Raw genomic sequence first — 23,482 nt, 5'->3', positions numbered from 1 at the left:
GAAACTTAACAACAAGTCACTAGGAGAATTTAGCTATTTTCGATTAGCTTACCAGAACCAATCTCAATCTTTCTCGGTTTCATTGCTTCTGGAACTTCACGTTCTAAGTCAATAACCAACAGCCCATTTTCTAGCTCCGCGCCCAAAACTTTTATATGGTCGCCCAGTTGGAATTTTCGCTCGAAATTACGCTCTGCGATGCCTTGGTGGATGAATTTTCTTTCTTGTTGCGCATCTTTATTGCTTTTTTCACCCGTTACAATAAGCGTATTATTTTCCGATTGTAGCGATAGCTCTTGCTCTGAAAAGCCCGCTACCGCCATAGTAATTTGATACTTATCTTCATCCAGTGCTTCAATATTGTAAGGAGGAAAACCTGATTGCTTTTCCGAACTTCTTTGGGCGGAGTCCATTAATGAAGCTAAGTGGTCTAGGCCAATAAATGAACGATAAAGTGGTGATAAGTCTACTGTACGCATAATAATATCCTCGTTAAGCGATAACATTGCTATTTACCCTCTAAATGAGCGGTAAAATCCTTTAAAAACATATAGTTAATTTAATTTCAGGTCCCATTTGGCGACCTCATAAACATATCTATGGACACACCACTTGCTTTTCAAGAATCTATCATGGATTTATTTTAAATAAAAAGCTAACCATTTGATTTTAAACAGATTTAAATTAAATTTAATTTAAAGTGGCTACCAATGCATGATTGCATTGATAGCATTTGATAGATAAATAGGCCTAATGGCCAAAGTTAAAACAAGGTTGTATCTGATTTTGCCGCATGCTCCTTGAACAAGAAACGCAGCTCTTGAGGTGGCTTTTTCAAACTCCCTAAAATAGCGCTGATTTTTTCCGCATTGTCGCCAAATTCTTCGATTAACCCCACTAAGCTATCGCTAGAGCTGGCGATCAACTCGTCTAGGTCATTCTCATCTTGTAAATCAAATTGTGAGATCAAGCCAGAATCAAACAGCTGTGTCTTTAACTCGCGGCTAGACTGCGACTTGGCGCTTTTCAAATTAGCCAGTATCTCTTTGTTGGTTTTCTCGATAGACAAAATTTGTGCGACCATGTCCGCTCTGCGACTGAGATTGCTTATAGCCAACTCCAGCGCATCCATTACATGAGAGCAAATATCTGTCAGTTCACCGACATTTTTGACCAACAGGATGCTATTACCCCAATTGAACACCATAGGGCCATGTTCGAATTGGTGAATACGCTCAAAATCTTCATGGTGCAACAGCAGTTCCCGCTCAAGTTTGGCAACATTGCCTGAAGTGCTACCAAATTGTTCTCGCCCTTTAAAATGTACCACTGCACGCATATCAAGGTTTGCCATCGTGTTGATGAAAACTCTTTGTAAGGCGTTAAAGTCACTGCAAAAGTGTGTTGCTTGCATAAATAGACTAATTGACTTCATACACGCATTTTGCCGCTGTAAGTCTAATAATAACGACTCTTTTTCAGCAATATCTGCATGCGCTTCAAAATAGTCGTGGTCCGCTTCTAAAATATCAACCACTTTTGCTTTGAGCTTGTCGGGGTGAGTAGTTTTGCAAACATAATCATTGGCGCCGATTTCAAATGCTTTAAGTCTGCAATCAGAAGAGGACAGATTAGAGATAAACACAATCGGCGTATGGCTTAAATGTTCGACTTTTCTGAGCTCGCAACAAGTGGCGTAACCATCAATGCCTTCCATAACAATATCAAGCAATATGACATGGGGTTTCAATCGCGTTGCAACTGTAATACCCTCTTCGCCACTGCAAGCCACAGAGACATCATACTCACTAAAAGTTTGCTGTAATAATGCTCTGTAAGTTTTATCATCATCAATTACTAAAACACGTATCGTCATTTTAGGTCCTTTTTATACACTAGCCTAACCACAATATAGACCGAAAATTAAAAAACACGCGCCTCAGTTGATTAAGACACCGTTCTTTTTTTAAGCACATCTACAATCTGTACTTTACGATAAGGTTTTGCGATCACTCCATCGAACAAGCTGTTGAGCTCACGCTCTCGAAATATGTCCGCAGTCACAGCAAAGACAGGCATCGACGGAACATCAGCTTTTAACTTTTTCTGTGCTTCAATACCAGACATCCCAGGTAAATTGATATCCATAAAACAGATATCAAACTGTTTTAAAAATGGGCTTTCAAATAGACGCTCGGCACAGTCAAATATCTCAAAACGACATTCGATTTGATTCAAAATAGTCTGCATTAGCACTTGATTTAGAGGATTATCTTCCACCACACATACATGGCGGTCACATATGCTCTTCTCCTCTACATACGCTATTTTTTCCGTTGTATTTACCGTGTGCGCAGGCAAAGTAATTGATACCTTAGTTCCTTCACCTAACTTACTTTCCAGTCGAATAGTCCCGCCCATGAGCGCTAACAGCCCTTTACAAATACATAACCCAAGGCCTGTTCCCTCTTTTTTAACCGCTCCAACTTGGCGATATTTATCAAATAAAAGTCGTTGATCTTTATCACTAATACCTGCACCTTGATCGATCACCTTAATAACAAGTTGCTGGTCCACAAGTTGCGCACAGAGCCTAACTTCTTGCTCCTGAGCTGTATGCTTAATAGCATTACTCAGCAGATTACAAAGCACTTGAGTTATTTTTGTTTTATCTATATTTAAAGATATACCTTGTAACTCTGCTGATAGAATCAGTATTAATTTTACTTGCGCATGCTCGGCGCTAACCTTCATCATCGCAAGCACATCATTAATCAAAGTTGAGATCTCTATCGGCTCCAGTTGCAGATCCATTTTACCTGCATCAATTTTTTCAAGATCCAATACTGAATTGACTATGGCAAGCAACTGCTTTGAACCAAAATCTATGTTCTTTATGTGACTTTTTTGCGGTTCATTTAGAGCAACTTGACTTTCGGGCTGCATGAGTAATTCACTAAACCCGACTATTGCATTTAAAGGCGTACGTAACTCGTGGCTAATATTTGATAAAAATTCATCCTTAGCTTCATTGGCTTTGGACATGTCTTTAATTCTTTTTCTTAATTCAAGCTGTGCAATAACTTGCCTGCCTAAAATTGTTAAAGTATCCCTTTGCAGAGCACTAAGCTTCATTGGTTTGGTATTGATAACACACAAGGTACCTATAGCTTGGCCTGAAAAAGTTCTCAAGGGCGTACCAGCATAGAAACGAATTTTTGGCCCTCCGGTTACAAGGGGGTTATCAAAAAATCGCACATCCGCCGAGGCGTCGCACACTTCAAATACTTCATCTTGTAGAATTGCATGGCCACATAAAGCAAACTCTCTTGGGGTTTCTGTCGCGTCTAATCCAACTTTTGACTTGAACCATTGACGATGACTATCTAACAAACTCACCAAAGCAATAGGTGCTTCACAAATTTGAGATGCCAATTGCGTTAACTCATCAAAGCAGTGCTCCGCTTCCGTGTCTAGTACGTCGTAATCAAGCAGTGATTTCAGTCGTTCACTTTCATCACTGGGCAACTTAGCTGCTTCCACAAATTATCCACCTTTGTTTATTTCGTTTACCTTTATAAAGCTAGCAGCGACTTACACAACTGCATAACTTATCAGCTATGAATCTTAAGATTTTTGCTTTAAAACAAAAAAGGGCCACATAAACATGTGAGCCCTTTGGCGTTCTCTAAAGAGAGTGTGAACAACTAAAGTCGGGTTTGTATTAGAACTTAATATTCATACCGGCGTAAACATAGCGACCTAACGTATCGTAGGTGTAAGGGTCAGTATTTGAGTCATTGTTACCTGTATAGTACGGAGGTTGCTTGTCAAATAAGTTATTGATCCCCGCTGTCAGTTTCATACTGTCATTAACAAAGTAACTTCCTGAAATATCGTGATATACAATACTTGGAACGCTTGGTGCGTAGCAGCTACTCGGATTATCCAGACATGCAAAACTATCCATCGACGATAAATATCTCACCTTGTAATTTGCTGCCCATACATCAGATTTAACCGCTAAGTTAAAGCTCGATTTAATGTCTGCATAACTACCTAAACCAGAAGTAATAAGCCCTGTGTAATCAATGGTTTCTCCTGCCATCGTGATGGTACGCTCGTTCAAAATCGAAGTATCTAACCCAGCGCGCCAATTTAGACCCATTGCTTCAAAGTTATAGGCAATATTGATGTCATAACCTTGCGTGGTCTCGTCACCTATGTTTTGTAACTGGTTATTGAACGTCGCTTTACCATTCGCGATTTGTATATTTGCTGACTGGCAAACAGCGGAGCCTTGGTTAATTAAATTACCAGAGCTGTCGACACAGTTATCAACGATATATTGATTGTTTACTTCACTTATTGCATTGGTGATGGCTATGTCGTAGTAATCTACCGTCAGTGATAGACCTTCAATAAAACTAGGTTCATAGACAAGCCCAAATGTCAGTGTATCGGCCTCTTCAGGAGTCAGATTAGCGTTACCACCAACAATGACCTCGGCTTGACTATCAAGTAGAGGGTGCGATATTTGCTCAAAAGATGGAGACTTACCGCCATACAGCTCATCAACCGTGGGCGCTCTAAACGCTGTTGATTTAACCCCTCTAAACATTAGTTGGTCATTAAGCTTCCACGTAAAGCCTAACTTCCACGTTGAATCACTGCCAAAGCTAGAATAATCAAATGCACGAACAGCAGCACTTAAGTCTAAGTTTTGTGCAAATGGCACATCCGCCAATACAGGAATTGCAAACTCTATAAATGCTTCGTTAACATCATAAGAACCACTCGTTGGCTCTACTTTAGGATCATTAGCTAACCCTTGAGAGGTCAATGAATCCGGAGTATACCAAGCTTTTTCGGTGCGCTTTTCAACCCCGGTTGCAAACCCAAGGTAGCCTGCTGGTAACTCGAATAGCTCACCAGCAAGAGATGCGCTCAGATTTAGCATCTGACTACCACCAGTATTTTGCTCAGTGTAAATGTAGTCAGTCATATTATCCGCAGACCAAGAACTTTGATCTAACGGGTTAAAATTACCAAGTTCGATGTCCTCTGTCAGACTGCCGATATTGTGTAAATTTGACAGTTTGTCTACAGAGTCGTTACGACCAAAGTTAACCGCTACATCCCAACTCCAATCATTTGACAGTAACCCTTCGACACCGACAACTGTTCTTACGGTATCAACTACTTGGGCAAAATCCCGTGTACCTGTGTCAGTCATGCGGCGACGGTAGTGAATTGTGTCTCCATATTCAGCACCATGCTCTAGCAAATCATCGCCCATCGCTTCCGTATAGGTAAAATCAAACCATACCGGTTGTGCAGCCATTTGCTGTTCTGACCAACGTTTGGAGTACATTGCTTCAGTAAACAAGGTGGCATTGTCATTGAGCTCATAGTTTAGGTTGCCCGTTATGTTTAAACGCTGCATTGGTGTGTAAAGGTAGCTTTCGGCTGCGTAATTGTATGGATCAGTTGCAGGATTGTATTCTGCATAATTACCATCTTTATCGCCTTGCAGCTCTTTTCCATTTTCCAAATACAAATGGCCATTAGGGGTTATCGTAGAGCCACCGCAGGTAAGTTTAGATCCATTGTCCGTTTCAGTAATTGGGCACTTAGAGAAGTCTCTATCGGCTTGACTAGCAGATCCTCTTTCCATATATTGAATGCCGAATACCATATTGCCTCGGTCAAAGCTTGTGCCAACGGTCAAGTCAACATTGTGTTGCTCAGCATCTCCCTCTCCAGAGATCCCCGTTTGGGCATTAAGCTCTGCGCCTTCAAAATCATCTTTTAAAATAATGTTAACGACACCTGCAACTGCATCCGTCCCATACACCGCCGAGGCGCCATCTTTTAAAACTTCAATATGTTTAATCATGGCAACAGGAATAGTATTTAAATCTACGGTGGAAGCAGCCCCCGTACCTGAGTTAATCATTCTTCTACCATTGACCAAAACCAATGTACGCTGAGAGCCTAACCCTCGTAAATTTATACTGGCATTACCGCCCGAGCCATTGTTCACACCCGGATTGGTCATTGCGCCTGCAGCTGCAGTAATATCTTGTAAAACATCATCGATAGTGACTGCACCACTGGCCTGAATCGCGTCTGCACCAATAAAGGTTACGGGGCTAGCTGTTTCCATATCGGCGCGTTTGATTCGAGACCCAGTCACCTCAATTTTTTCAATTTTTGTGGCTGTGTCCTGTGCAAAGACAGGCACCGCCGTAGCGGTCGTAGACAGCGCAATTGCGATACTTAACGCAGTTTTTCTCATAGATACTTTCCTAAATTGGTGTTGTTATTACTTGCCATGGCGCTTGCCCAAGACATTAGGGCTGGAAAAATGAATGAAAAATTAATAAAAGCGCAATAAAAAACCACTTTTTAAATCGCGTCATTAAAAAGCCTTAAAACTGCTCTCAAAAAAACATTTAAACCAACAAATTCAAATAGATAGGAATTTTGAAAAGATAAGAAAAGGTAGGTAAAGAAGCGTTTTTGAATGTAAACCTATGTTACCCTGCGGGTAATCGGTGTATCTTACTCACTCTTTTATGAAGATATTAACAACAATAAAACACAAAATCGGGAAATTATTTCATGGGTTTGATTTTAAAACTTCAGAAAATTAAATTTTCTCAAAAACTTAATTACTTTCAGAAAGTTAAATACAAAAAATTACCAAAGTTAAAATATATTTTATATTTTGTGAAATAAAAGATACAGCCAGTAGGTCTTGCTTAGTGTCATTTAATTAAGGAGAAATAAATCATGACAACGCTAAGCAAACCAGCAACTTACTATCCTAACTATGAAGTTAACGCTGATGACATCATGACCGTTATCGAAGTTTGCCACCCAAACAGCCCATACAAAAAGCGGGCTTTTGAAATGATCCAAAACTCTCAAGTAGATAAGAGACACTTGATCATGCCCCTTACTGATGTCGTTAAACAGGGAGACTTTGGTGAACGAGCCAAAATCTATCAAGATGCCGCGATTGAAATGGCGGAAACAGTCTCTCGTGAGGCAATACACAACGCAGGCTTAGACGTTGACGATATCGATATGATTATTGCCACTTCTTGTACTGGCTTTATGATGCCCTCACTGACCGCACATTTAATCAACCGCCTCTCTTTACGACCAGACACAAAGCAAATTCCAATAGCTCAGTTAGGCTGTGTAGCAGGCGCATCAGCAATTGGCCGTGCATTTGAATTTTGTGAACACAGGCCAGACAGAAATGTATTAATAGTCTGCGTGGAAACATCTTCTTTATGCTTTCATAAAGACGCTGGACGACTTCAAGACTTTATCAGTAATTCTTTATTTGCCGATGGCGCAGCCGCAGTAGTGATGCGTGGCGACAATCAAACGTGGGGACTCAAACTCACTCACAATCAAAGTGTGACCATCGAAGATACCATGCCGTACATTGAGTACCAGCTTACAAATCAGGGCTTTAAATTCTCTTTAGACAAGGATGTTATGCACTCTATTCCGCATGTCGCTCCCTACTTGCAATCATTTTGTCAGGATAAACTGCAATTAGACGCGAACAATGTAGATAACACCATATTTCACACTGGCGGCAGACGAATTTTAGATGAATTAGAAAGGTGTCTTGCCCTTTCTCCGGATAAGGTAAGGCATTCTCGCGCTTGTCTTGCGGAAACAGGTAACACGTCCAGTGTTGCGGTGATTGACGTTCTGCGCCGCACGTTTGAGAACGCGCAATCAGGAGAAACAAGCTTGCTAGCGGCTTTTGGGCCTGGGTTTACGTCAGAAATGAGTGTCGGAGTATGGCAATAAGGGTTAACCCTCTTTGCTAACACGCTATAAAAGATAAAAGCCATTTCACTCATTGTGCCGAGCAAATGGCTTACTTAGCCTAAGCTTCTTCTTCAAGCCTAAGAAGTAGCGCTTTAATATCTTCTTTGGCACCTTTAATATGCTTTTGAAGATATACGCAAGCGCCGTCTGTATCTTTTTCTCGACACAGCTGAAGCAACGTTCTGTGCTCTTCAGGTGCTGTAACAATACCGCCTGCAAGCAAGATATGCATTCTTACATATCGCTCTGAATTCTTGCTGTATACCGCCACTAGCTCTTTAGTTTGAGGTCTTTCCGCTCTACTATACAACTTATCATGAAACTCAGCATTGAGCTTACCTGTGGCAAGTTGCGCATCGCCAGCATTCATGGCTTCTTCAAGATCTGCCAGAATTGCTTCTGCTTCTAAAAGATCTCGATTGGTTAACTTTTCGATGGAATGGCGTAATAACTCTGCTTCAAGTAACGCTCGCAAATCAAATATTTCATCGATTTGCTCGGCACTCAAGCGGGTTACCGTGGCGCCTTTGTGTGCCTCAAAATTAACCAGCCCTTCAGCTTCTAGTTGCAGTAGTGCTTCACGGACAGGGATTCTACTGACATTGAGTTCATCTGCTAATGCAGCTTGACGCAGAGGTTCTCCGGCTTTGATTTCGCCACTTAAAATTTTGTCTCGAATCGCTTCGGCAACAAGTTGAGTTCTAGTTTTATGTACGATCGCCATATGGTTAATCAAAAGTTTACAGTGGCTTACATTATACGTAGCAAAATAAAAATTGCACGTAAGGCAGGTGAACTTTCAATCGCCTTTAATGTAAAAAAGCCTCTTCACTGTAAGTGAACAGGCTTTACTCCACTGACAAATAAAAACACGCAACATTCTATTTCGCACCTAGCTTAGGTTTGAAATGAACTGCTCTCCTTACTTTTTAAGATTAACTTTGTATACACAAAGGTCTTAAAAAACGGGTCATGGCTTGTAATCCAACAGATGTTGACCTGACATCAGTTGAAGATGGGAATGGCCCACCATGATTCATTGAGGCACATACCTCTACACCAGTTGGCATTTGTCCAACTGCGATGCGACCGACTTTGTAATGCAGATCTGAAATCAGGTCTGCGTTTTGTGCTAACTCTTCTTCGGTACCATGTACGCTGGCAGTTAACTGACCCGCTAAGGCATCTACCGCTCTGGCAAGAGACTGCTCATTGTCGTATCTTACGATTAAAGCACAAGGGCCAAATACTTCTTCTTGTAACTGCTCGCTAGCAAGGAATGTATCAACATCACATGCGTATAAATGTGCATCCGCATGATAAGGTTTGTCTAGTTGACCTTTTGCAAGTCGCGTTACGTCACTATTACCTTCAAATCCAGCAATCGCTGAGATAAATGACTTTAAGATACCTGGGGTTAACAATGTATCTGAGCCTGCGCCTTTAACAGCTTCAATTGCTGCTTGCTCGAACTGTGCTTGACCAGTTGGGACAAACCATACCCCGGGGCTCGTGCAAAACTGGCCGTTACCCATCAACATCGACGCAACCAATTGCTGCGCTAACGCCGCGCCATCTTGCGCTGCTTTTTCTTTGAAAATAACTTGAGGGTTAACACTGCCAAGTTCGCCATAAAATGGGATGGCCTCTTCGCGCTTATTAATTGTTTCTATTAAAGCATTGGCTACATTAAAAGACCCTGTAAAACCAACCGCTTTTACAACTGGGTGCGCAACCAACTGGTGCGATACACTGTAGGCCTTGGCTTGTAGCATGGAGAATACACCTGCGGGCATACCACACTTTTTAATGGCACTGTCCATTGCTTGTGTCATCAATTCGCTGGTTGCGGGATGCGCATTATGCGTTTTTACAATAACAGGGCAACCTGCAGCTAGCGCAGCGGCAGTATCCCCACCAATGGTAGAAAAAGCATATGGGAAGTTTGACGCACCAAATACTGCAACGACTCCAACTGGTAAGAAATTTAACTCAGTACGAGGCTTAGGCAACGGCGTGCGATTTGCGTCTGCTTCATCCACATAATTCAGGTTTAAAGGTGCTAAATCCTGCTCTAGCGCGTTTGCAAAAGCGCGTAATTGCGTCATTGTACGCATGCGCTCGCCTTCAAGCCGTTGACGTGGCAAGTTGGTTTCTTGCATCGTTGTTTCTATAAGGATATCGCCGAGACTCATTATCTCTTCAGCGATAGTATTTAGAAATTCTGCACGTTGTTGGTTACTCAGCTTGCGGTATGTTTTAAATGCAGACTGCGCCGCCTCAGCGGCTTGCTCTAGCTGAGCTTCGGTCGCGTCATAAAACGTTGTTGGTAACTGTTCATTGGTGCCGGGACAAAAGCTTTGGAATGTCTTGCCCTCTTGATTGCCAAGCCACTGCCCAGCAATGTAACTTAATCCTGTGATTGCCATCTTCGTCTCCTGTAAACGATGATACCGATATATTTAATCCACTTAGATCACTTGAAAGCCATATGCATATGGGTCGTCATCATCCACTGTGATGCAATTTGCCCCTGTGCGTCTCGCCCAACCTTGAATACTTGGTAAGATTGCGACTTTTCCAACCACTTCAGTGACCCCTTCAACACGGCCAATAAATTGGCTACCAATGTAGCTTTCATGAACAAAGTCTTCCCCTTGCTGCAATCGGCCTTGCGCAAATAGCTGCGCCATACGAGCGCTGGTACCTGTTCCACATGGTGAGCGGTCAATCGCTTTGTCACCATAGAAAACCGCATTTGCTGCACTTGAGTCAGCATTTTTCGGGTCACCAGTCCATAAAACATGGGTTGCTCCACGCACAGTTGGATCTTCCGGATGCACGCAGTCTAGTTGCGCATTCACTGCTTTACGCAATTTTCGGCTCATTGCCACTAATTGGTCTGCGGTAGTATTCTGAGTGCCACTAAATAGCGCTTGAGGTTCCACGATAATGTAGAAGTTACCGCCATAAGCAATGTCTACCGTAAACTCACCTAAATCAGGCACCGCTACGAGCTGTTTTTCATAGGCCAAAAATGCAGGGACATTGAATAGCTTTACCCAGTTGACTTTGCCATCTTGCATTTCATAGTGGGCATTAACTCGCCCTGCCGGTGTATCTAACTTGGCAAGCCCAGGCTGCTTCGGGTGTAACAACCCACGCTCTAATGCAAAAGTCACCGTACCTATCGTACCGTGTCCGCACATTGGTAAGCACCCTGACGTCTCAATAAACAAAATGCTGATATCACCATCTTCTGTACATGGTGGATATAAAAATGAACCAGACATCATGTCATGACCTCGCGGTTCAAACATCAATGCTTGTCGGATCCAGTCAAACTCTTTTAAAAAGTGCTGTCGCTTTTCACTCATAGTGGTCCCCTCAAGGTGAGGGTGACCACTGGTGACTAAGCGCACAGGGTTGCCACAAGTGTGGCCATCTATACAAAAGAATGTGCCCCTGTTCATTGCGTCTATCCTTAGTCGAGGTTGTACTTACTTAAGTCAATGCGGTTATTTAGCGCTTCATCATATAAACGACTTACATAACGCTTTTCGTCTTCTGTAAGCGCTAAACGCGGTGAGCGTGTTTTCTCACTGCCGCGACCAGCCAACTGTTCTGCGTACTTGATGCATTGAACCAAAGTTGGAATGGTGTCTAATCGAAGTAATGGTAAGAACCAACGCCACAATTCGCGCGCTTCTTCGTATCGGCCTTGCTGAGCCAGTTTATAAATTGCCACTGACTCACGTGGGAATACATTTGTCAGACCAGAGATCCAGCCAGTAGCCCCTAGCATTAAACTCTCTAGAGCAATATCATCAACTCCGCCAAAGACAACAAAACGGTCGCCAAATGCTGAGAAGAGTTCACTAATACGGCGTGTATCTTCTGTCGCTTCTTTAACTGAAACAATATTTTCTTCTTGCGCCAAAATACCCATACCTTCGATTGAAACATCAACACCATAAGTAATTGGGTTGTTGTAAATCATAATAGGTAGCGCAGTAGCACGCGCCACTTGCTGATAGTGGTGAATCGCTTCTCGCTCTGTAGAGCGATAAACCATTCCTGGCAATACCATAAAGCCATCAATACCAATTGCTTGTGCATCTTTTACAAACTCTACTGCCAATGCTGTCGTAGTCTCTGCAACGCCAGACAACACAGGTACTCTACCCGCAACAACTTCTTTCGCAGCCTCTAGTATTTGTCTTTTTTCTTCGGCGCGTAGAGAGCAGTTTTCACCGACGGTACCCAATACGATAATGCCATGAACTCCCTCTTCAACCAGTGAGTTGATCATCGCTTTGGTGGTATCAAAGTTGATGCTTTCGTCGTCGTTGAACTGTGTTGTTACTGCTGGGTAAACCCCCTGCCAATTTACCTTCATGATTCTTCCTCTGTGATAATTCTTGCTTTTCATCATAGGTATATTGTATACAATAATCAATATGCTTTTTTTGATGTTTTGAAAAAACACTCGTTCAAACTACCTAAAAACAGCTTATATATATGTTTTTATTGATATTATTTATTTTAATTTTTTTAACGAACCTTGTGATTGGGGTTAATGCAATCTGAAAAATGAGAGATACAATGGAAAAAAACAATAAAATTGCAGTAATCGGTGCAGGTATTGTCGGTCTATGTAATGCCCTTCAATTACAACAACAGGGGTATCAAGTCACGTTATTTGATAAACATGGCATTGGAGAACAATGCTCCAAAGGAAATGCAGGACATTTTGCCACTGAACAGGTTTTTCCACTGGCTGATAAATCACTGTTGCCCAAGTTGCCAAAAATGTTACTCGACAGACTGAGCCCTTTACGAATCGATTGGCGCTATTTCACTAAAGCCATGCCGTGGCTTATACGATTTTGCTACAACATGTTAAACAGCAAATACCAACGCCATACCCAAGCACTGAAGACGCTTAACAAAGATGCGATAAATGCATATGCAAGATTGCTCGGTAACAGCTTCGAAGAGCACGTCACGCTGCGAGGAAGCCTGCTTACTTTCGAACATGGCAATATGGAAGAAATCCGCAAATTACAAAACAAGTTTTTAAATGAAGGCGTAAAAGTAGACATACTGAATCAAGAAGAAATCCAAACTCTTGAGCCACAATTAAGTATCCGAATCAAATACGCTCTGCTATTTACTGAAGTTGGCCACACAGCAGACCCGTTACAACTTAGTTTGTGCGTGTACAATAAATTTGTCGCCTCTGGCGGACAATTTGTACAACAACAAGTGACTGACATAACGAGTTCAAATCAGTCATGGAAACTGTCAACGCAGCAAACACAACACGACCAATTTGATAAAGTCATACTGTGTACAGGGGCTTGGAGTAAGAGATTATGCAAGCAGTTAGGATACAAAGTTCCTATTGAAGCAGAGCGCGGATACCATAACATGCTAACCGCCCATGCGCTCTCAAGACCTGTGGCATCGGCGGACCGGCAGTTTATTATGACCCCCATGAGTACCGGACTCAGACTTGCTGGAACTGTTGAATTTGCAGGGCTTGAAACACCTCCTATGTATGAAAGAGCAGCGTGCCTTTTAGAGCATGCTAAAAGTATGCTAAAAGACTTTGAAGATGTGCAACAAGGAGAACACTGGATGGGACCAAGACCGTCATTGCCTGATTCACTCCCCGTCATTTGTGAAGCACCTGATCACCCCAATGTCATCTTCTCTTTCGGCCACCAGCACCTTGGTTTGACACAGGCCGCTATCAGCAGTGAACTCGTCGCAAATTTGGTTGCAAAGCAGCCAAGTGCATTTGATATTAGCCCATACAGTATTGCGCGTTTTCAGTAATACTGAGCACAACATTTAGGATTATTTATGAAAGGTATAGGTTTTCAAACTAAGCAGGCAGCATTAGATAGCCTCCAAAATATGACCTCAGGCGCCGTCCCGATCACTGAAGACGAATTCAGTGTAAGAATGGAAAAAGCACAGTCATTCATGCGAGAGCAAAACATCGATGCACTTTATCTCAATGCAGGAACCAATTTAAAGTATTTTACTGGATTATCTTGGTCTGCCAGTGAGCGCCTAGTCGGTGCAATTTTACCTGCACAAGGTCAGGTTAGATTTATTGCGCCTTTTTTCGAGCTTGGCACCATTAATGAATATCAAATCATCAAAGGTGAAATTCATGCTTGGCAAGAGGAAGAATCTCCCTATTTACTCGTTGGTGATGTATTAAGAGAAATAGGAGTTAGCGATACAGCAACGCTGGCAGTAGATGAAAGTGCCGCTTTTTTCACCGTGGATGGTATTGCTAAAGCTAACCCTGGATTGAATATCATCAATGGGCACCATGTAACTGCACATTGCAGAATGCACAAGTCAGAAAATGAAATTGCTCTTATTCAACGTGCCATGGACATGACACTTGAAGTACACAAGGCGGCGGCATCGATTTTACACGAGGGAATTTCTACCTCTGAAGTTGAAGAGTTTATTGAGCAAGCTCACCAAAAAGTTGGCGCACCAGGCAACTATTTTTGCATTGTATTATTTGGCAAAGCTTCTTCCTTTCCTCATGGGGTTAAGGACCCACAAACACTGAAAAAAGGCGATGTCGTGCTGATTGACACTGGCTGTAAAATACATGGCTATTTAAGTGACATCACACGTACTTACGTATTTGGCGAGGCTACTGAGCGTCAAAAAGAAATGTGGCAGCATGAAAAGATAGCCCAAGCGAGTGCTTTCGAAGCAGCTCAGATTGGTGCAACATGCGGCGACGTCGATCATGCAGCACGAAGCTACTTAGCATCACAAAGCCTCGGTCCGGATTATCAATTACCTGGATGTCCGCATAGAACCGGTCATGGTATCGGATTAGACATTCATGAACTTCCGTATTTAGTAAAGGACAACCCACAACCCCTCGCGCCGGGAATGTGTTTCTCCAATGAACCAATGCTGGTGCTGCCTGATGAGTTTGGTATTCGACTGGAAGACCATTTTTATATGACGGAACACGGTCCAAAATGGTTTACCGAACCAAGTCATAGTATTGATGACCCATTTGGTATCGACAAATAACATCGCGTGGCCAACAGGTTTTTAATCCCGTTGGCCATATTTCTTATCGGTTTTTAATATCATACAGCTTAACTTTGCCTGAGCCGTCGTCAAGCAATTCAAACGCTTCTGCATTTGTCACGGTTATGTTGCCACTGCCATCATCCACTGACACTTTTCCCGTTACATTTTCTATAACGACATTACCAGAGCCATCTTCAACCATGACATCGCCTTCAATATCTTCGGCCAATAATTTTCCCGAGCCATCGTCAACTTTCAGTGCGCCTTTCACGCCCATTAACTCAATCGTGCCCGATCCGTCTTCTATTTCTAATGATGTTAAATTGTCGCGAATTTCGATTGAACCTGAGCCATCATCAATAAACTCGATACTGACATCTCGTGCTTTTATAGATCCCGAACCATCTTTAATTTTTGTCACTAATGCTCTCGGTAAGGAAACTGTTAAATGGATCAAAGTGTGATTGTTCTTCATATGACAGACATTGGCTTGTAACTTCGCAACGCTGCCCTTACCTTGTAAATCTAAACAATAGTCTGAGCTTGCTTCTGATTGGTAAATATCAGCTTTCACATTGATTTCATTGGTATCGGTACCAACCAAAGAAAGGCTGCCAGCGCCTGCATCAATTTTTAAACGCGTGATTTCTTGGGTCGATAGCGACAAGGTTTCGCTTTTAACAAACTCGTAGTCGCTTGAGTAAAATTGATGGGCCGAAACACTCGTTGCGCCAAGTGCCATTGCTGCAAACAAATAAGCTTTCATCTCTTTATCCTTTTTCATTCTAATTTTCAAAATAAGACGCGGCCCTATGGAAAAAGGTTTAAACCCATTTTAAAAATTTACATATTGGTTTGCGTTACGCATCTAATCGCCCTTAGAAAGAAAATATCTTGGATTTGCGATGCAATTATTGTATACAATATACATAAAAGAAAAATGAGAGTTTACTATGTATAAAAGCAGTTTAAGTTTAAGTTTATGTTTTGCAGCGCTCTTGTCTGGATGTGCAGCAACGTCGGCAATTAGCCCTAACTCAAATACCATTAAATCCCCATCACAAATGACCGTAGATATCGATGTATCGGGACGTGTCAGTACTCTCAACAACATCGACATTCAATTTGTTGGAAAACAAATTCCGCGTACTTATAGTGACGGCAAGATCGCCAATAGCCGAGGTTATGATTGGTGGGTAAGCAAGCACTTTGCATTAAAAAGTGATCTGCCAGAAGAAAAGGTCCACTTGTATCTTGAGCTACTGGAGATGTCTTACCCTCATTATGTTGAGTTATTTGGTATGGAGCCTAGTAACATTGAAAACCAGCGCATTGCCGTCGTATATGGCAGCTCCCGAGAGCGTGTGCGAGAAGCGATGCTAGATGATGGTTTTTTGCGAGGCGTGCATACCCATGCTGGTGGCGAAACCATGTTTTATAATCGAGCTGGATATAGCTTTCCGAGTCATCGCCAGCACCATCAAAGATACATTGTGATTCACGAGACAATGCATGCGTTCCATATGGCACTTAACGGGCACTCTACATGGGCACCGAACTGGATCACAGAAGGAATGGCAGATGCCATAGCAAGCCATACCTACGACCCAAAGCTCAAACAACTTAATGTGATGGTATTTGATAGAGCCCCAATGAACTATTTAACATTGGGGTTGGCGCAATATCACCAAGCTAATCAACCCAGTTTCGAACAAATCAATGACGATCCAAGTTTGAAGCGTGGTTTAAACTTTTTCATCGTACATTTTTTACTGAGCGACCCTACTCGCTATCATTATTTTAAGCGATACTTGCGTACCTTAATGGAAGCTAACCCAGATTCTGAAAGAACATTGCCAACGGCAAATAAGTTGCTAAAGGCGACTTTTCCTGACTGGCAACAACTTGAAAAGCAATTTTCTCAGTTCGTACAAACGGCTCAACCTAGCTTTTACATCGTTAAAGGCCCATGGGAGCAAAATGGTGCTGGCTATTTCCTCCGCAGTGATAAAAGCGAAAGCATGCACCGTCTAGATATCATCGCAAATAATAACAGCCAACAAACTGTCCTAGACTTTCCAGCACCACTTGCAAACCCATTGATTGCGCCCGTCAATAAAAACAGTCTCAGCGCCTTAATTGATTTTGAGCCCGAGCAAGTATCACGCGGTAAACTGGGATTAGGCTTATTAACTGAGCTTTCAGCAAGCAGCCAGCAAAAGCGTTTAGGATTGGTAAAAGAAGCTGACTTTAGTCAAGATAAAATGTTGGCAATATTGGTAGAGCAAGGTAATCAACTAACATTGCAACCGATTGGGTACGATATTCCTAAACAATTTGTCTCACTGCCCAATAACCTCGTTAATGCCATAAAGTCGCATCATCAACTAGCAATAAACTTATCGCAAGAAGGCAATACACTAAAAACAGTACTGAATGTCAAAGGGCATAGCCATGTCGTCGAGTTTCAGCTTACAGATCAGATAAGCGCCAATCTAGACCTTCAAAAACTGGCCGTGTTGGGCAATGGAATGAATCACAAGCTAACTCCGTACATTTTCGGCCACAAAAAAACCGCAAAGCGTCTTTCAAATTCAACAGCCAACCCTTGGCTGTATCAAGATGCAGCACTAGCATTGCGAGCGTTTAATACCTGCGAGACTTATTTCTCTAAATTGCAAACATGTAGACAAACACTCGCGCAAGTATTCAATAACTTGGCAGCCCCAGAACAACATCAGGCGCTTTCAAAACAATTAAACACCTTGCTCGCAAGCTGGCAAACGAAACTTAATGACCCGAATGCAACCACGCTCAGTGGTATCAATTTGTATCCAAGATTTGACGCCAATACGCCTTTTATCAATGCAGTAAATCCGAGCCGCCAAAGCGCGCAATTGATACTTACCAGCAATGGGTTATCTGAAAACTACACTTTGCAGCCAGGTAAAACTCGCATTGAACTACCAAAGAATGCATCTAATTATGCTTATCAATTAAACTGGCTAGATGTCGAACAACAGGGTGTACTCGAGTTTGAGCCACAACGCTTTGATGGAGTTTACTTAGATGCAGCACTAAACAAGCAGCAATTAAAAATAGCACTAACAGGTCCGTATTCGGGCGCGACAACAGGTCAATTGAATGTGAAGTTTTTGCCACATGAAGAACCCATCAGCACCCCGCTACTTTGGCAGAATTCGGTGGATATTTCTCCGTATGAGAACCGTACTTGGCAACCAGTGATACCCAGCTTATCCCAGCTGAAAAATGGTTTATTGGAAGTGACCGCAACACTTGATGTGGATGGTGAACCTATTAAGCTTACACAGCAAATTAAGCTCTAAAGTAATGCCCATAGCATTCTTAAATGTGTGCTATGGGCGACTTTTAACAGCATGCTCACTTGCAACTAAATGACATATTGATCTGGTACGGTTCGCCCATTGAATCTTCAGCAATACCGCCGCCAATCATCATTGCAGCTCCCACATCATCGACCGCATTGCGACCAAAAATAGCCATACCTGCGCCCGCTACTTCAACGGCATTTGCCAAATTTCGGTTGCGCAAGTACTCATCTTCAGGCATTGATCCCATATAAGTCACGTTTTCGTTTATTACATAGGCTTGATGACTACCACTTTCTTCGCAGAAATGATTAGCTTGGTCAATCGCTTCTTCAGCTGCTTTTTCTCTTGTTTCAGCTGTTAAGTTCACATAATGCCTACCATCTTCCGCTGGTCTTACGTTATTGTGGTGCGCACATCCAGTTGCTAAAACGGCTAAAAGTGATACTGCGATAATTTGTTTCATGTCTTTCCCCAATTTGTGTGTTGCAAAAAGAATAAGCGAACTCGATGTGCAATTCAGTCAGGGAATGTTTGAAAGTGTTAAGTTTGTTAGGCTGACTCTCACATTAATAGTGCATTGAATAATATCAAAGCGCCTAAAACTAGAGCCACCCATCTAGATTAATGGTGTGGCTCTAAAGTAAAGGTAAATCGGATTTTATTGGTGTGTTTGATTTTATAGATGCCAAATTGTTTTATCATCAGCGAGAATGTGAGACTGCTTAGATGCTTTAAAACGCGCATAAAAAGACTCGTCATATAAAACGGTGTTACTACAAACATCATGGCCATAACAGTATGTGATCAACAAATGCGCTTGGTGACACACTAATGTGTTACACAGTCGTTTATCATGCACAATATTGACTTCAAGCACTTTGCAAGTTTGGCACTTTTTTTTATTCTTGAACCAAGTCATATACAAGTTTTGCAGTCACCAAGTCGCTTAGTGCCGTCCCTACTGATTTAAATAAAGTGATCTCGTTATCCGCCCCACGTTGGTGGCGATTGCTTTTTGCCAGCTCAGAGAGTTCGGCTTTAACTTGCTCCGCGCTAAATACGTTTTCTTCAATGGGGATCAACAGCTCTCCCGCTTCATTAAGCACATTTGCGCGACTATCAACGTATACCTGGCTTCTCGTAACGGTTCTTGTGTCACACTCTCGATACTGTTTGTGATGATTTCCGATAAGGTCGATATGCGCGCCTTCAGAAACCCAATTGCCATCAAATAAAGGAGCATGGCTTCCTGTAGCGCAACTGATCACATCAGCAGAGCTCACTATTGCCTCAGACGCCGCTTGTGAATGTTCAAAATTCACTTTTGAAAACTGAGCGGCCATCAAAGACACTAGAGTTTGTGCTTTGTCCTGATTTCGAGCAATTATGGTCACTTTTTCATATGCTCTCACACTTAAATGCGCACCGATCATAAATGGTGCTAGGTTTCCCGAACCAAAAAAGACTAAGTGCTTTGCGTCTTTTTTGGCTAAATAAGATGCCGCCAAAGCAGAAACGGCTGCGGTTCGCCACAATGTCACTTCTGTACCGTCAACTAATGCCAAAGGCTCGCCAGTTTCTCTTGAGAACAGCATAATTTTGGAGTACAAACTCGCTTTGTTTTGCTGAAAGTTTTGCGGAAAATAAGTAAATGCTTTTACGCCAATGACTTCTTCATTCCATGCTGGTAAAACAGCAAATGCATCGTGGTTATTGGGATTATCATCCAACTCAAAAACTTGTCTCATTGGCATCCCAGCATTACTCGCAAATCCTTGTTGCAAAGCGGGAATGAGCTTATCAAAGCCAAGTGCTTGCTTCACTTGCGCTCGATTAATTTGTTGCATAGACATTGTCCTTATAGTTCGAAAGTCTGCGGAGCATTGGTAAGGCACTGATAACCCTGCTCCGTAACGACAATATCTTCCTCCAAGCGAACGCCACCAAAATTAGGGATATAAATCCCAGGTTCAATGGTTATGACATTGCCTGATTTTAAATGGTAGGAAGTATTGGGCTTTAAAAATGGTTGCTCATGTAAATCAAGTCCTAAACTGTGACCGAGGCCCTCTCCTGCATATTTTGCAAATGGGCTGTCGGCAAGCACCTGATGTGCTAACCTGTTCAGATCTTCACAATTAATACCTTGCTTTACATGCTCTAGTGCACGACGCTGTGCTTGTTGAACCGTATTGAATATCGATTTTTGCTTGTCCGTTGGCTTGCCATAAACATAAGTTCGCGTCATATCGGAACGATAGCCATTCACGACCGCACCAAAATCAATCAAGATAAAATCGCCATGCTTAAGGCGACGAGCACTAGGGCTACCGTGTGGCAAAGCACTGCGCTCTGCAAAAAGTAGAATTGTGTCGAATGAAACGCCTTCAGAACCCTTACGGCGCATTTTGTAGTCAAGTTCGAGTGCCAACTCTCGCTCTTCAACACCTTCTTTAACGAGTGACAGCACTTCTTCTAACGATTCATCGGCAATTTGCGCTGCTCGCTGAATAAAAGAGACTTCTTGCTCATCTTTCACCTCTCGTAAAGACTCAACCCAACCAGAAGCACTTTTTAAGTGTTTGTAAGGTAGGTCTGCACTAATAGCATGCCACTGTTCAACACTATAGTGGGCGGCTTCAAAAGCAACACTTTCAAAGCTTGGAAAGCAACGCGCAATACAGCGCCCGAGAGTTTCTGCATCTCTGTCTCGCAGCTCAACTTTAATGTTCTGAGTTTCTTCACGTGCGCGCTCATAATATCTGTAGTCAGTTATTAAATACGCCTCGTTTTTACTCACCAACAGCGTCGCTGCATTGCCGCTGAACCCAGTTAAATAACGGATGTTTTGACGACCGGAGATGATCTTCATATCCACCTGATGCTGAGTTAAAAACAATCGTAACTTTGCCATTCTCTGCTGATAATTAATGTTCAATGACTTCACCTTCCAATCTTTAACAATGAACACTCAATAGTGGGCTCATCCAACGAACAAAATATATTGTATACAAATAAATATAGCAAGCTAAAACCACGATATTGAAGAAGCGCTAAAAAAGTAACGTTGGTGTTTGTAAAGTTCGAAGGTATAACTGAACTATTAGGTCAATACTTTTGTATCAACCTAGTATTTTGATAAATCTAATCTAAGAATGACGTGCTTTTTCTAAACAGTAAAAAGCAAAACCACAATAATGCGATTACAAAAAGATAATTAAGCATAGGCCCCTACTGCAAAACTAAAAGTGCCGGTACACGGAGTGCACAAATTAAGCCCAGATGAGCTTTTAAGCTATGGTATCAACAACCTTACTAATAATTAAGTAATTCCACTTTGATCACTAAACTTTATGAAGAAAATCATCTTCGTATTTTCTGCAATATTTCAGCATGCATTTTTGATCAGAGCTTGACTAAGACTGTGGGGTCATCGCTGAGGGTTTAAATACCTTAAGTTGCATATAACACAATCACTTACTAACGTTAAAAATACATATTTACTGATTTCAAGGACAGGACTAAAAATGAGTAATAAACTCCGTCATGCATTTGACTCCGAAAAGCTAGTATCTTGCTTAAACGATGCAATTATCATCGGCCACGTCACCACTACCACAGCAAAGATATGGGTCAGAAGTAAGCACTGTGGCAAACACTACGTGATCTTGAGTGAGAACCCCATAAATCCACTTGAAACGAATATTGTACAAGCAGACACATATGCACAGTTAAAATCATGTTTTGAGGATCAAGCAAATGGCCAAGTCCAGCCGATAGTATTGAGCGACTCAACAGACAGAACCCACTGTGTTGAGTTTCAAGATTTACAAGCAAACACGCAGTATTGGGTCGCATTGGTTGGTGATCATACTATTCCAGCCAGGCGTCACTGGCGAAGTGGCTATGAAATTCCCGCTACCTTTAAAACACAAGATCACCATGCGCAAACTTTGACCTTTGGTTTTTTCAGCTGCCATGACCCGTATAAAAAAGGCCACGGGCCTGACGATATATTTTTAGATATACACAATAGATTATCTGAGTTGGATGGCGACTTCGTCATTGCAGGTGGAGATCAGGTATATGTCGACTCAAGTACCAAAGAGTTTGACATATGGCGTTGGGTAACCGACAACAAAGAGCAGTTAAAACCTTTCTATGAAGCTAACAACAAACAAGATTTGGTCAAAGAGTTCAGCTATTTTTATCGATTCATATATCGACTTTATTGGGCATCGCCGAATTTACAAAAGCTATTAAGATCATATCCCACATATATGATTTGGGATGATCACGAAATCATGGATGGCTGGGGATCTTTCACTGATGCGGAACTTAGCGATAAGCTAGATACTCTGTTTGAATGGGAAGACCGCCAATTCAACTTATTTATAGCCCATGCAATGTTTGAAGCCGCGACGCAGGTCTATCAAGAATATCAGCATAGTCATAATCCAACGACTCCTTCAGTTCCACATGTCCCCTTATCTCAAAGCCAATGGGACTATGGTTTTTCCCATGAGCTTGCAAGCTTTTACGTTTTGGACCAACGGGGACATCATCAATTCGACAATCCAAATGGCTATGATTTGTTAGGCTCATCCCAATTTGAACGAGTAAAGAGTTGGTTTGGTAATATTCCATCTACGACCAAGGCTATATTTATCGTATCTCCTGTTCCTATTGTACACTGGAGTAGTACCGTGGTTAATATGGCGGATGTCAGCGCGTATAAAGATGATTTCAGAGATGAGTGGGACCATGAAGCCAACCATGCTGAACGCAATGAGTTACTTGATTTAGCTTTTAATGCCTCACAACAGCTTGGTGTTCCTGTGGTATTTTTGTCAGGTGATGTACACTGCGCGGCTTCTTTTAAACTCAAACGCCACGCAAATAGTGGAACCGTATATCAATTTACAGCCAGTGGTGTAACCCGAAAGCCCGCGCCTTTTGTAAGCAAAGCTATTTCTTGTTCAACTGGCACGTTGGATGGATGCAATGTGGTGACAAAGTTTGAACGTTTAGCCTTCAAAACAGAGAATAACTTCGGAATTTTGAAGCTCTCTGTAAAAAATGAGCAAGTGAAACTCTGGGCGGAGCACATTTCAACGACCGATGAAGAAGATGAAATTTTAATCAAACAGGTGCGGCTCATTTAAAAAAAATACACC

The 23,482-nt window shown here is 42.1% G+C and carries 18 protein-coding genes; 5 read left to right on the top strand and 13 right to left on the bottom strand.

Features of this window, described 5'->3' with window-relative positions:
* Positions 1–29 precede the first annotated feature (29 nt).
* The 4 genes from N475_RS06385 to N475_RS06370 form a co-directional block, all read right to left on the bottom strand.
* The gene (locus N475_RS06385) at positions 30–479 is read right to left on the bottom strand and encodes an Hsp20 family protein (protein WP_063356520.1); all 450 of its coding nucleotides are present in this window, start codon (positions 477–479) and stop codon (positions 30–32) included.
* Positions 480–763: 284 nt separating this feature from the next.
* Entirely contained in the window at positions 764–1,876 is a 1,113-nt protein-coding gene (locus tag N475_RS06380) for a response regulator (protein ID WP_063356521.1), read from the bottom strand.
* Positions 1,877–1,947: 71 nt separating this feature from the next.
* Positions 1,948–3,543 carry a hybrid sensor histidine kinase/response regulator gene (locus tag N475_RS06375; RefSeq protein WP_063356522.1) on the bottom strand — a complete coding sequence of 532 codons (1,596 nt, stop codon included), beginning with the start codon at positions 3,541–3,543 and terminating at the stop codon, positions 1,948–1,950.
* A 181-nt stretch (positions 3,544–3,724) separates the two neighbouring features.
* Entirely contained in the window at positions 3,725–6,301 is a 2,577-nt protein-coding gene (locus N475_RS06370; RefSeq protein ID WP_063356523.1) for a TonB-dependent receptor, read from the bottom strand.
* Between the two features lie 497 nt (positions 6,302–6,798).
* On the opposite strand from N475_RS06370, the gene N475_RS06365 reads away from it, so the two are divergent.
* The gene (locus N475_RS06365) at positions 6,799–7,842 is read left to right on the top strand and encodes a type III polyketide synthase (RefSeq protein ID WP_063364886.1); all 1,044 of its coding nucleotides are present in this window, start codon (positions 6,799–6,801) and stop codon (positions 7,840–7,842) included.
* Positions 7,843–7,921: 79 nt separating this feature from the next.
* On the opposite strand, the gene N475_RS06360 is transcribed toward N475_RS06365, so the two are convergent.
* The 4 genes from N475_RS06360 to N475_RS06345 form a co-directional block, all read right to left on the bottom strand.
* Positions 7,922–8,587 carry a GntR family transcriptional regulator gene (locus N475_RS06360; RefSeq protein WP_063356525.1) on the bottom strand — a complete coding sequence of 222 codons (666 nt, stop codon included), beginning with the start codon at positions 8,585–8,587 and terminating at the stop codon, positions 7,922–7,924.
* A gap of 211 nt (positions 8,588–8,798) precedes the next feature.
* The gene (locus N475_RS06355; RefSeq protein ID WP_063356526.1) at positions 8,799–10,292 is read right to left on the bottom strand and encodes an aldehyde dehydrogenase (NADP(+)); all 1,494 of its coding nucleotides are present in this window, start codon (positions 10,290–10,292) and stop codon (positions 8,799–8,801) included.
* Positions 10,293–10,334: 42 nt separating this feature from the next.
* Positions 10,335–11,336, bottom strand: coding sequence for a 4-hydroxyproline epimerase (locus N475_RS06350; RefSeq protein WP_063356527.1), 1,002 nt, complete (start codon positions 11,334–11,336; stop codon positions 10,335–10,337).
* A gap of 11 nt (positions 11,337–11,347) precedes the next feature.
* Positions 11,348–12,262, bottom strand: coding sequence for a dihydrodipicolinate synthase family protein (locus N475_RS06345; protein WP_063356528.1), 915 nt, complete (start codon positions 12,260–12,262; stop codon positions 11,348–11,350).
* Positions 12,263–12,468: 206 nt separating this feature from the next.
* Between N475_RS06345 and N475_RS06340 the strand changes: the two genes are divergently transcribed.
* Positions 12,469–13,707 (top strand): NAD(P)/FAD-dependent oxidoreductase, encoded by a 1,239-nt coding sequence (locus tag N475_RS06340; protein ID WP_063356529.1) that lies wholly within the window; start codon positions 12,469–12,471, stop codon positions 13,705–13,707.
* Positions 13,708–13,734: 27 nt separating this feature from the next.
* Entirely contained in the window at positions 13,735–14,949 is a 1,215-nt protein-coding gene (locus tag N475_RS06335; RefSeq protein WP_063364885.1) for a M24 family metallopeptidase, read from the top strand.
* Between the two features lie 43 nt (positions 14,950–14,992).
* On the opposite strand, the gene N475_RS06330 is transcribed toward N475_RS06335, so the two are convergent.
* On the bottom strand, positions 14,993–15,718 hold the full coding sequence (locus tag N475_RS06330; protein WP_063356531.1) for a DUF4097 family beta strand repeat-containing protein: 726 nt from the start codon (positions 15,716–15,718) through the stop codon (positions 14,993–14,995).
* Positions 15,719–15,905: 187 nt separating this feature from the next.
* On the opposite strand from N475_RS06330, the gene N475_RS06325 reads away from it, so the two are divergent.
* Positions 15,906–18,299 (top strand): hypothetical protein, encoded by a 2,394-nt coding sequence (locus N475_RS06325; RefSeq protein ID WP_063364884.1) that lies wholly within the window; start codon positions 15,906–15,908, stop codon positions 18,297–18,299.
* 55 nt (positions 18,300–18,354) lie between these two features.
* Here N475_RS06325 and N475_RS06320 read toward each other — a convergent pair whose 3' ends face one another.
* From N475_RS06320 to N475_RS06305, 4 genes are all read right to left on the bottom strand, one after another.
* Positions 18,355–18,768, bottom strand: a complete 414-nt coding sequence (locus tag N475_RS06320; RefSeq protein WP_063356533.1) for a hypothetical protein — start codon at positions 18,766–18,768, stop codon at positions 18,355–18,357.
* 213 nt (positions 18,769–18,981) lie between these two features.
* Positions 18,982–19,224, bottom strand: coding sequence for a hypothetical protein (locus N475_RS25725; RefSeq protein ID WP_063364883.1), 243 nt, complete (start codon positions 19,222–19,224; stop codon positions 18,982–18,984).
* A complete protein-coding gene (gene lhpI / locus N475_RS06310; protein ID WP_063356535.1) occupies positions 19,205–20,152 on the bottom strand; it encodes a bifunctional Delta(1)-pyrroline-2-carboxylate/Delta(1)-piperideine-2-carboxylate reductase in 948 nt (315 codons plus the stop codon). Before lhpI ends, N475_RS25725 begins: the two co-directional genes overlap by 20 nt.
* A gap of 11 nt (positions 20,153–20,163) precedes the next feature.
* Entirely contained in the window at positions 20,164–21,243 is a 1,080-nt protein-coding gene (locus N475_RS06305) for a M24 family metallopeptidase (RefSeq protein WP_063356536.1), read from the bottom strand.
* Positions 21,244–21,832: 589 nt separating this feature from the next.
* Between N475_RS06305 and N475_RS06300 the strand changes: the two genes are divergently transcribed.
* A complete protein-coding gene (locus N475_RS06300; protein ID WP_063356537.1) occupies positions 21,833–23,470 on the top strand; it encodes an alkaline phosphatase D family protein in 1,638 nt (545 codons plus the stop codon).
* Positions 23,471–23,482: the final 12 nt, after the last annotated feature.

This window comes from Pseudoalteromonas luteoviolacea DSM 6061 (genome assembly GCF_001625655.1).
Lineage (GTDB): Bacteria > Pseudomonadota > Gammaproteobacteria > Enterobacterales > Alteromonadaceae > Pseudoalteromonas > Pseudoalteromonas luteoviolacea.
This window is presented reverse-complemented; position numbering and strand designations above follow the sequence as displayed.

Excerpts from the sequence above, each read along its gene's own strand:
- N475_RS06385 (WP_063356520.1), bottom strand. The coding sequence starts at position 479 with ATGCGTACAGTAGACTTATCACCACTTTATCGTTCATTTATTGGCCTA.
- N475_RS06380 (WP_063356521.1), bottom strand. The coding sequence starts at position 1,876 with ATGACGATACGTGTTTTAGTAATTGATGATGATAAAACTTACAGAGCA.
- N475_RS06370 (WP_063356523.1), bottom strand. The coding sequence starts at position 6,301 with ATGAGAAAAACTGCGTTAAGTATCGCAATTGCGCTGTCTACGACCGCT.
- N475_RS06365 (WP_063364886.1), top strand. The coding sequence starts at position 6,799 with ATGACAACGCTAAGCAAACCAGCAACTTACTATCCTAACTATGAAGTT.
- N475_RS06360 (WP_063356525.1), bottom strand. The coding sequence starts at position 8,587 with ATGGCGATCGTACATAAAACTAGAACTCAACTTGTTGCCGAAGCGATT.
- N475_RS06355 (WP_063356526.1), bottom strand. The coding sequence starts at position 10,292 with ATGGCAATCACAGGATTAAGTTACATTGCTGGGCAGTGGCTTGGCAAT.
- N475_RS06350 (WP_063356527.1), bottom strand. The coding sequence starts at position 11,336 with ATGAACAGGGGCACATTCTTTTGTATAGATGGCCACACTTGTGGCAAC.
- N475_RS06345 (WP_063356528.1), bottom strand. The coding sequence starts at position 12,262 with ATGAAGGTAAATTGGCAGGGGGTTTACCCAGCAGTAACAACACAGTTC.
- N475_RS06340 (WP_063356529.1), top strand. The coding sequence starts at position 12,469 with ATGGAAAAAAACAATAAAATTGCAGTAATCGGTGCAGGTATTGTCGGT.
- N475_RS06335 (WP_063364885.1), top strand. The coding sequence starts at position 13,735 with ATGAAAGGTATAGGTTTTCAAACTAAGCAGGCAGCATTAGATAGCCTC.
- N475_RS06330 (WP_063356531.1), bottom strand. The coding sequence starts at position 15,718 with ATGAAAGCTTATTTGTTTGCAGCAATGGCACTTGGCGCAACGAGTGTT.
- N475_RS06325 (WP_063364884.1), top strand. The coding sequence starts at position 15,906 with ATGTATAAAAGCAGTTTAAGTTTAAGTTTATGTTTTGCAGCGCTCTTG.
- N475_RS06320 (WP_063356533.1), bottom strand. The coding sequence starts at position 18,768 with ATGAAACAAATTATCGCAGTATCACTTTTAGCCGTTTTAGCAACTGGA.
- N475_RS25725 (WP_063364883.1), bottom strand. The coding sequence starts at position 19,224 with ATGACTTGGTTCAAGAATAAAAAAAAGTGCCAAACTTGCAAAGTGCTT.
- lhpI (WP_063356535.1), bottom strand. The coding sequence starts at position 20,152 with ATGCAACAAATTAATCGAGCGCAAGTGAAGCAAGCACTTGGCTTTGAT.
- N475_RS06300 (WP_063356537.1), top strand. The coding sequence starts at position 21,833 with ATGAGTAATAAACTCCGTCATGCATTTGACTCCGAAAAGCTAGTATCT.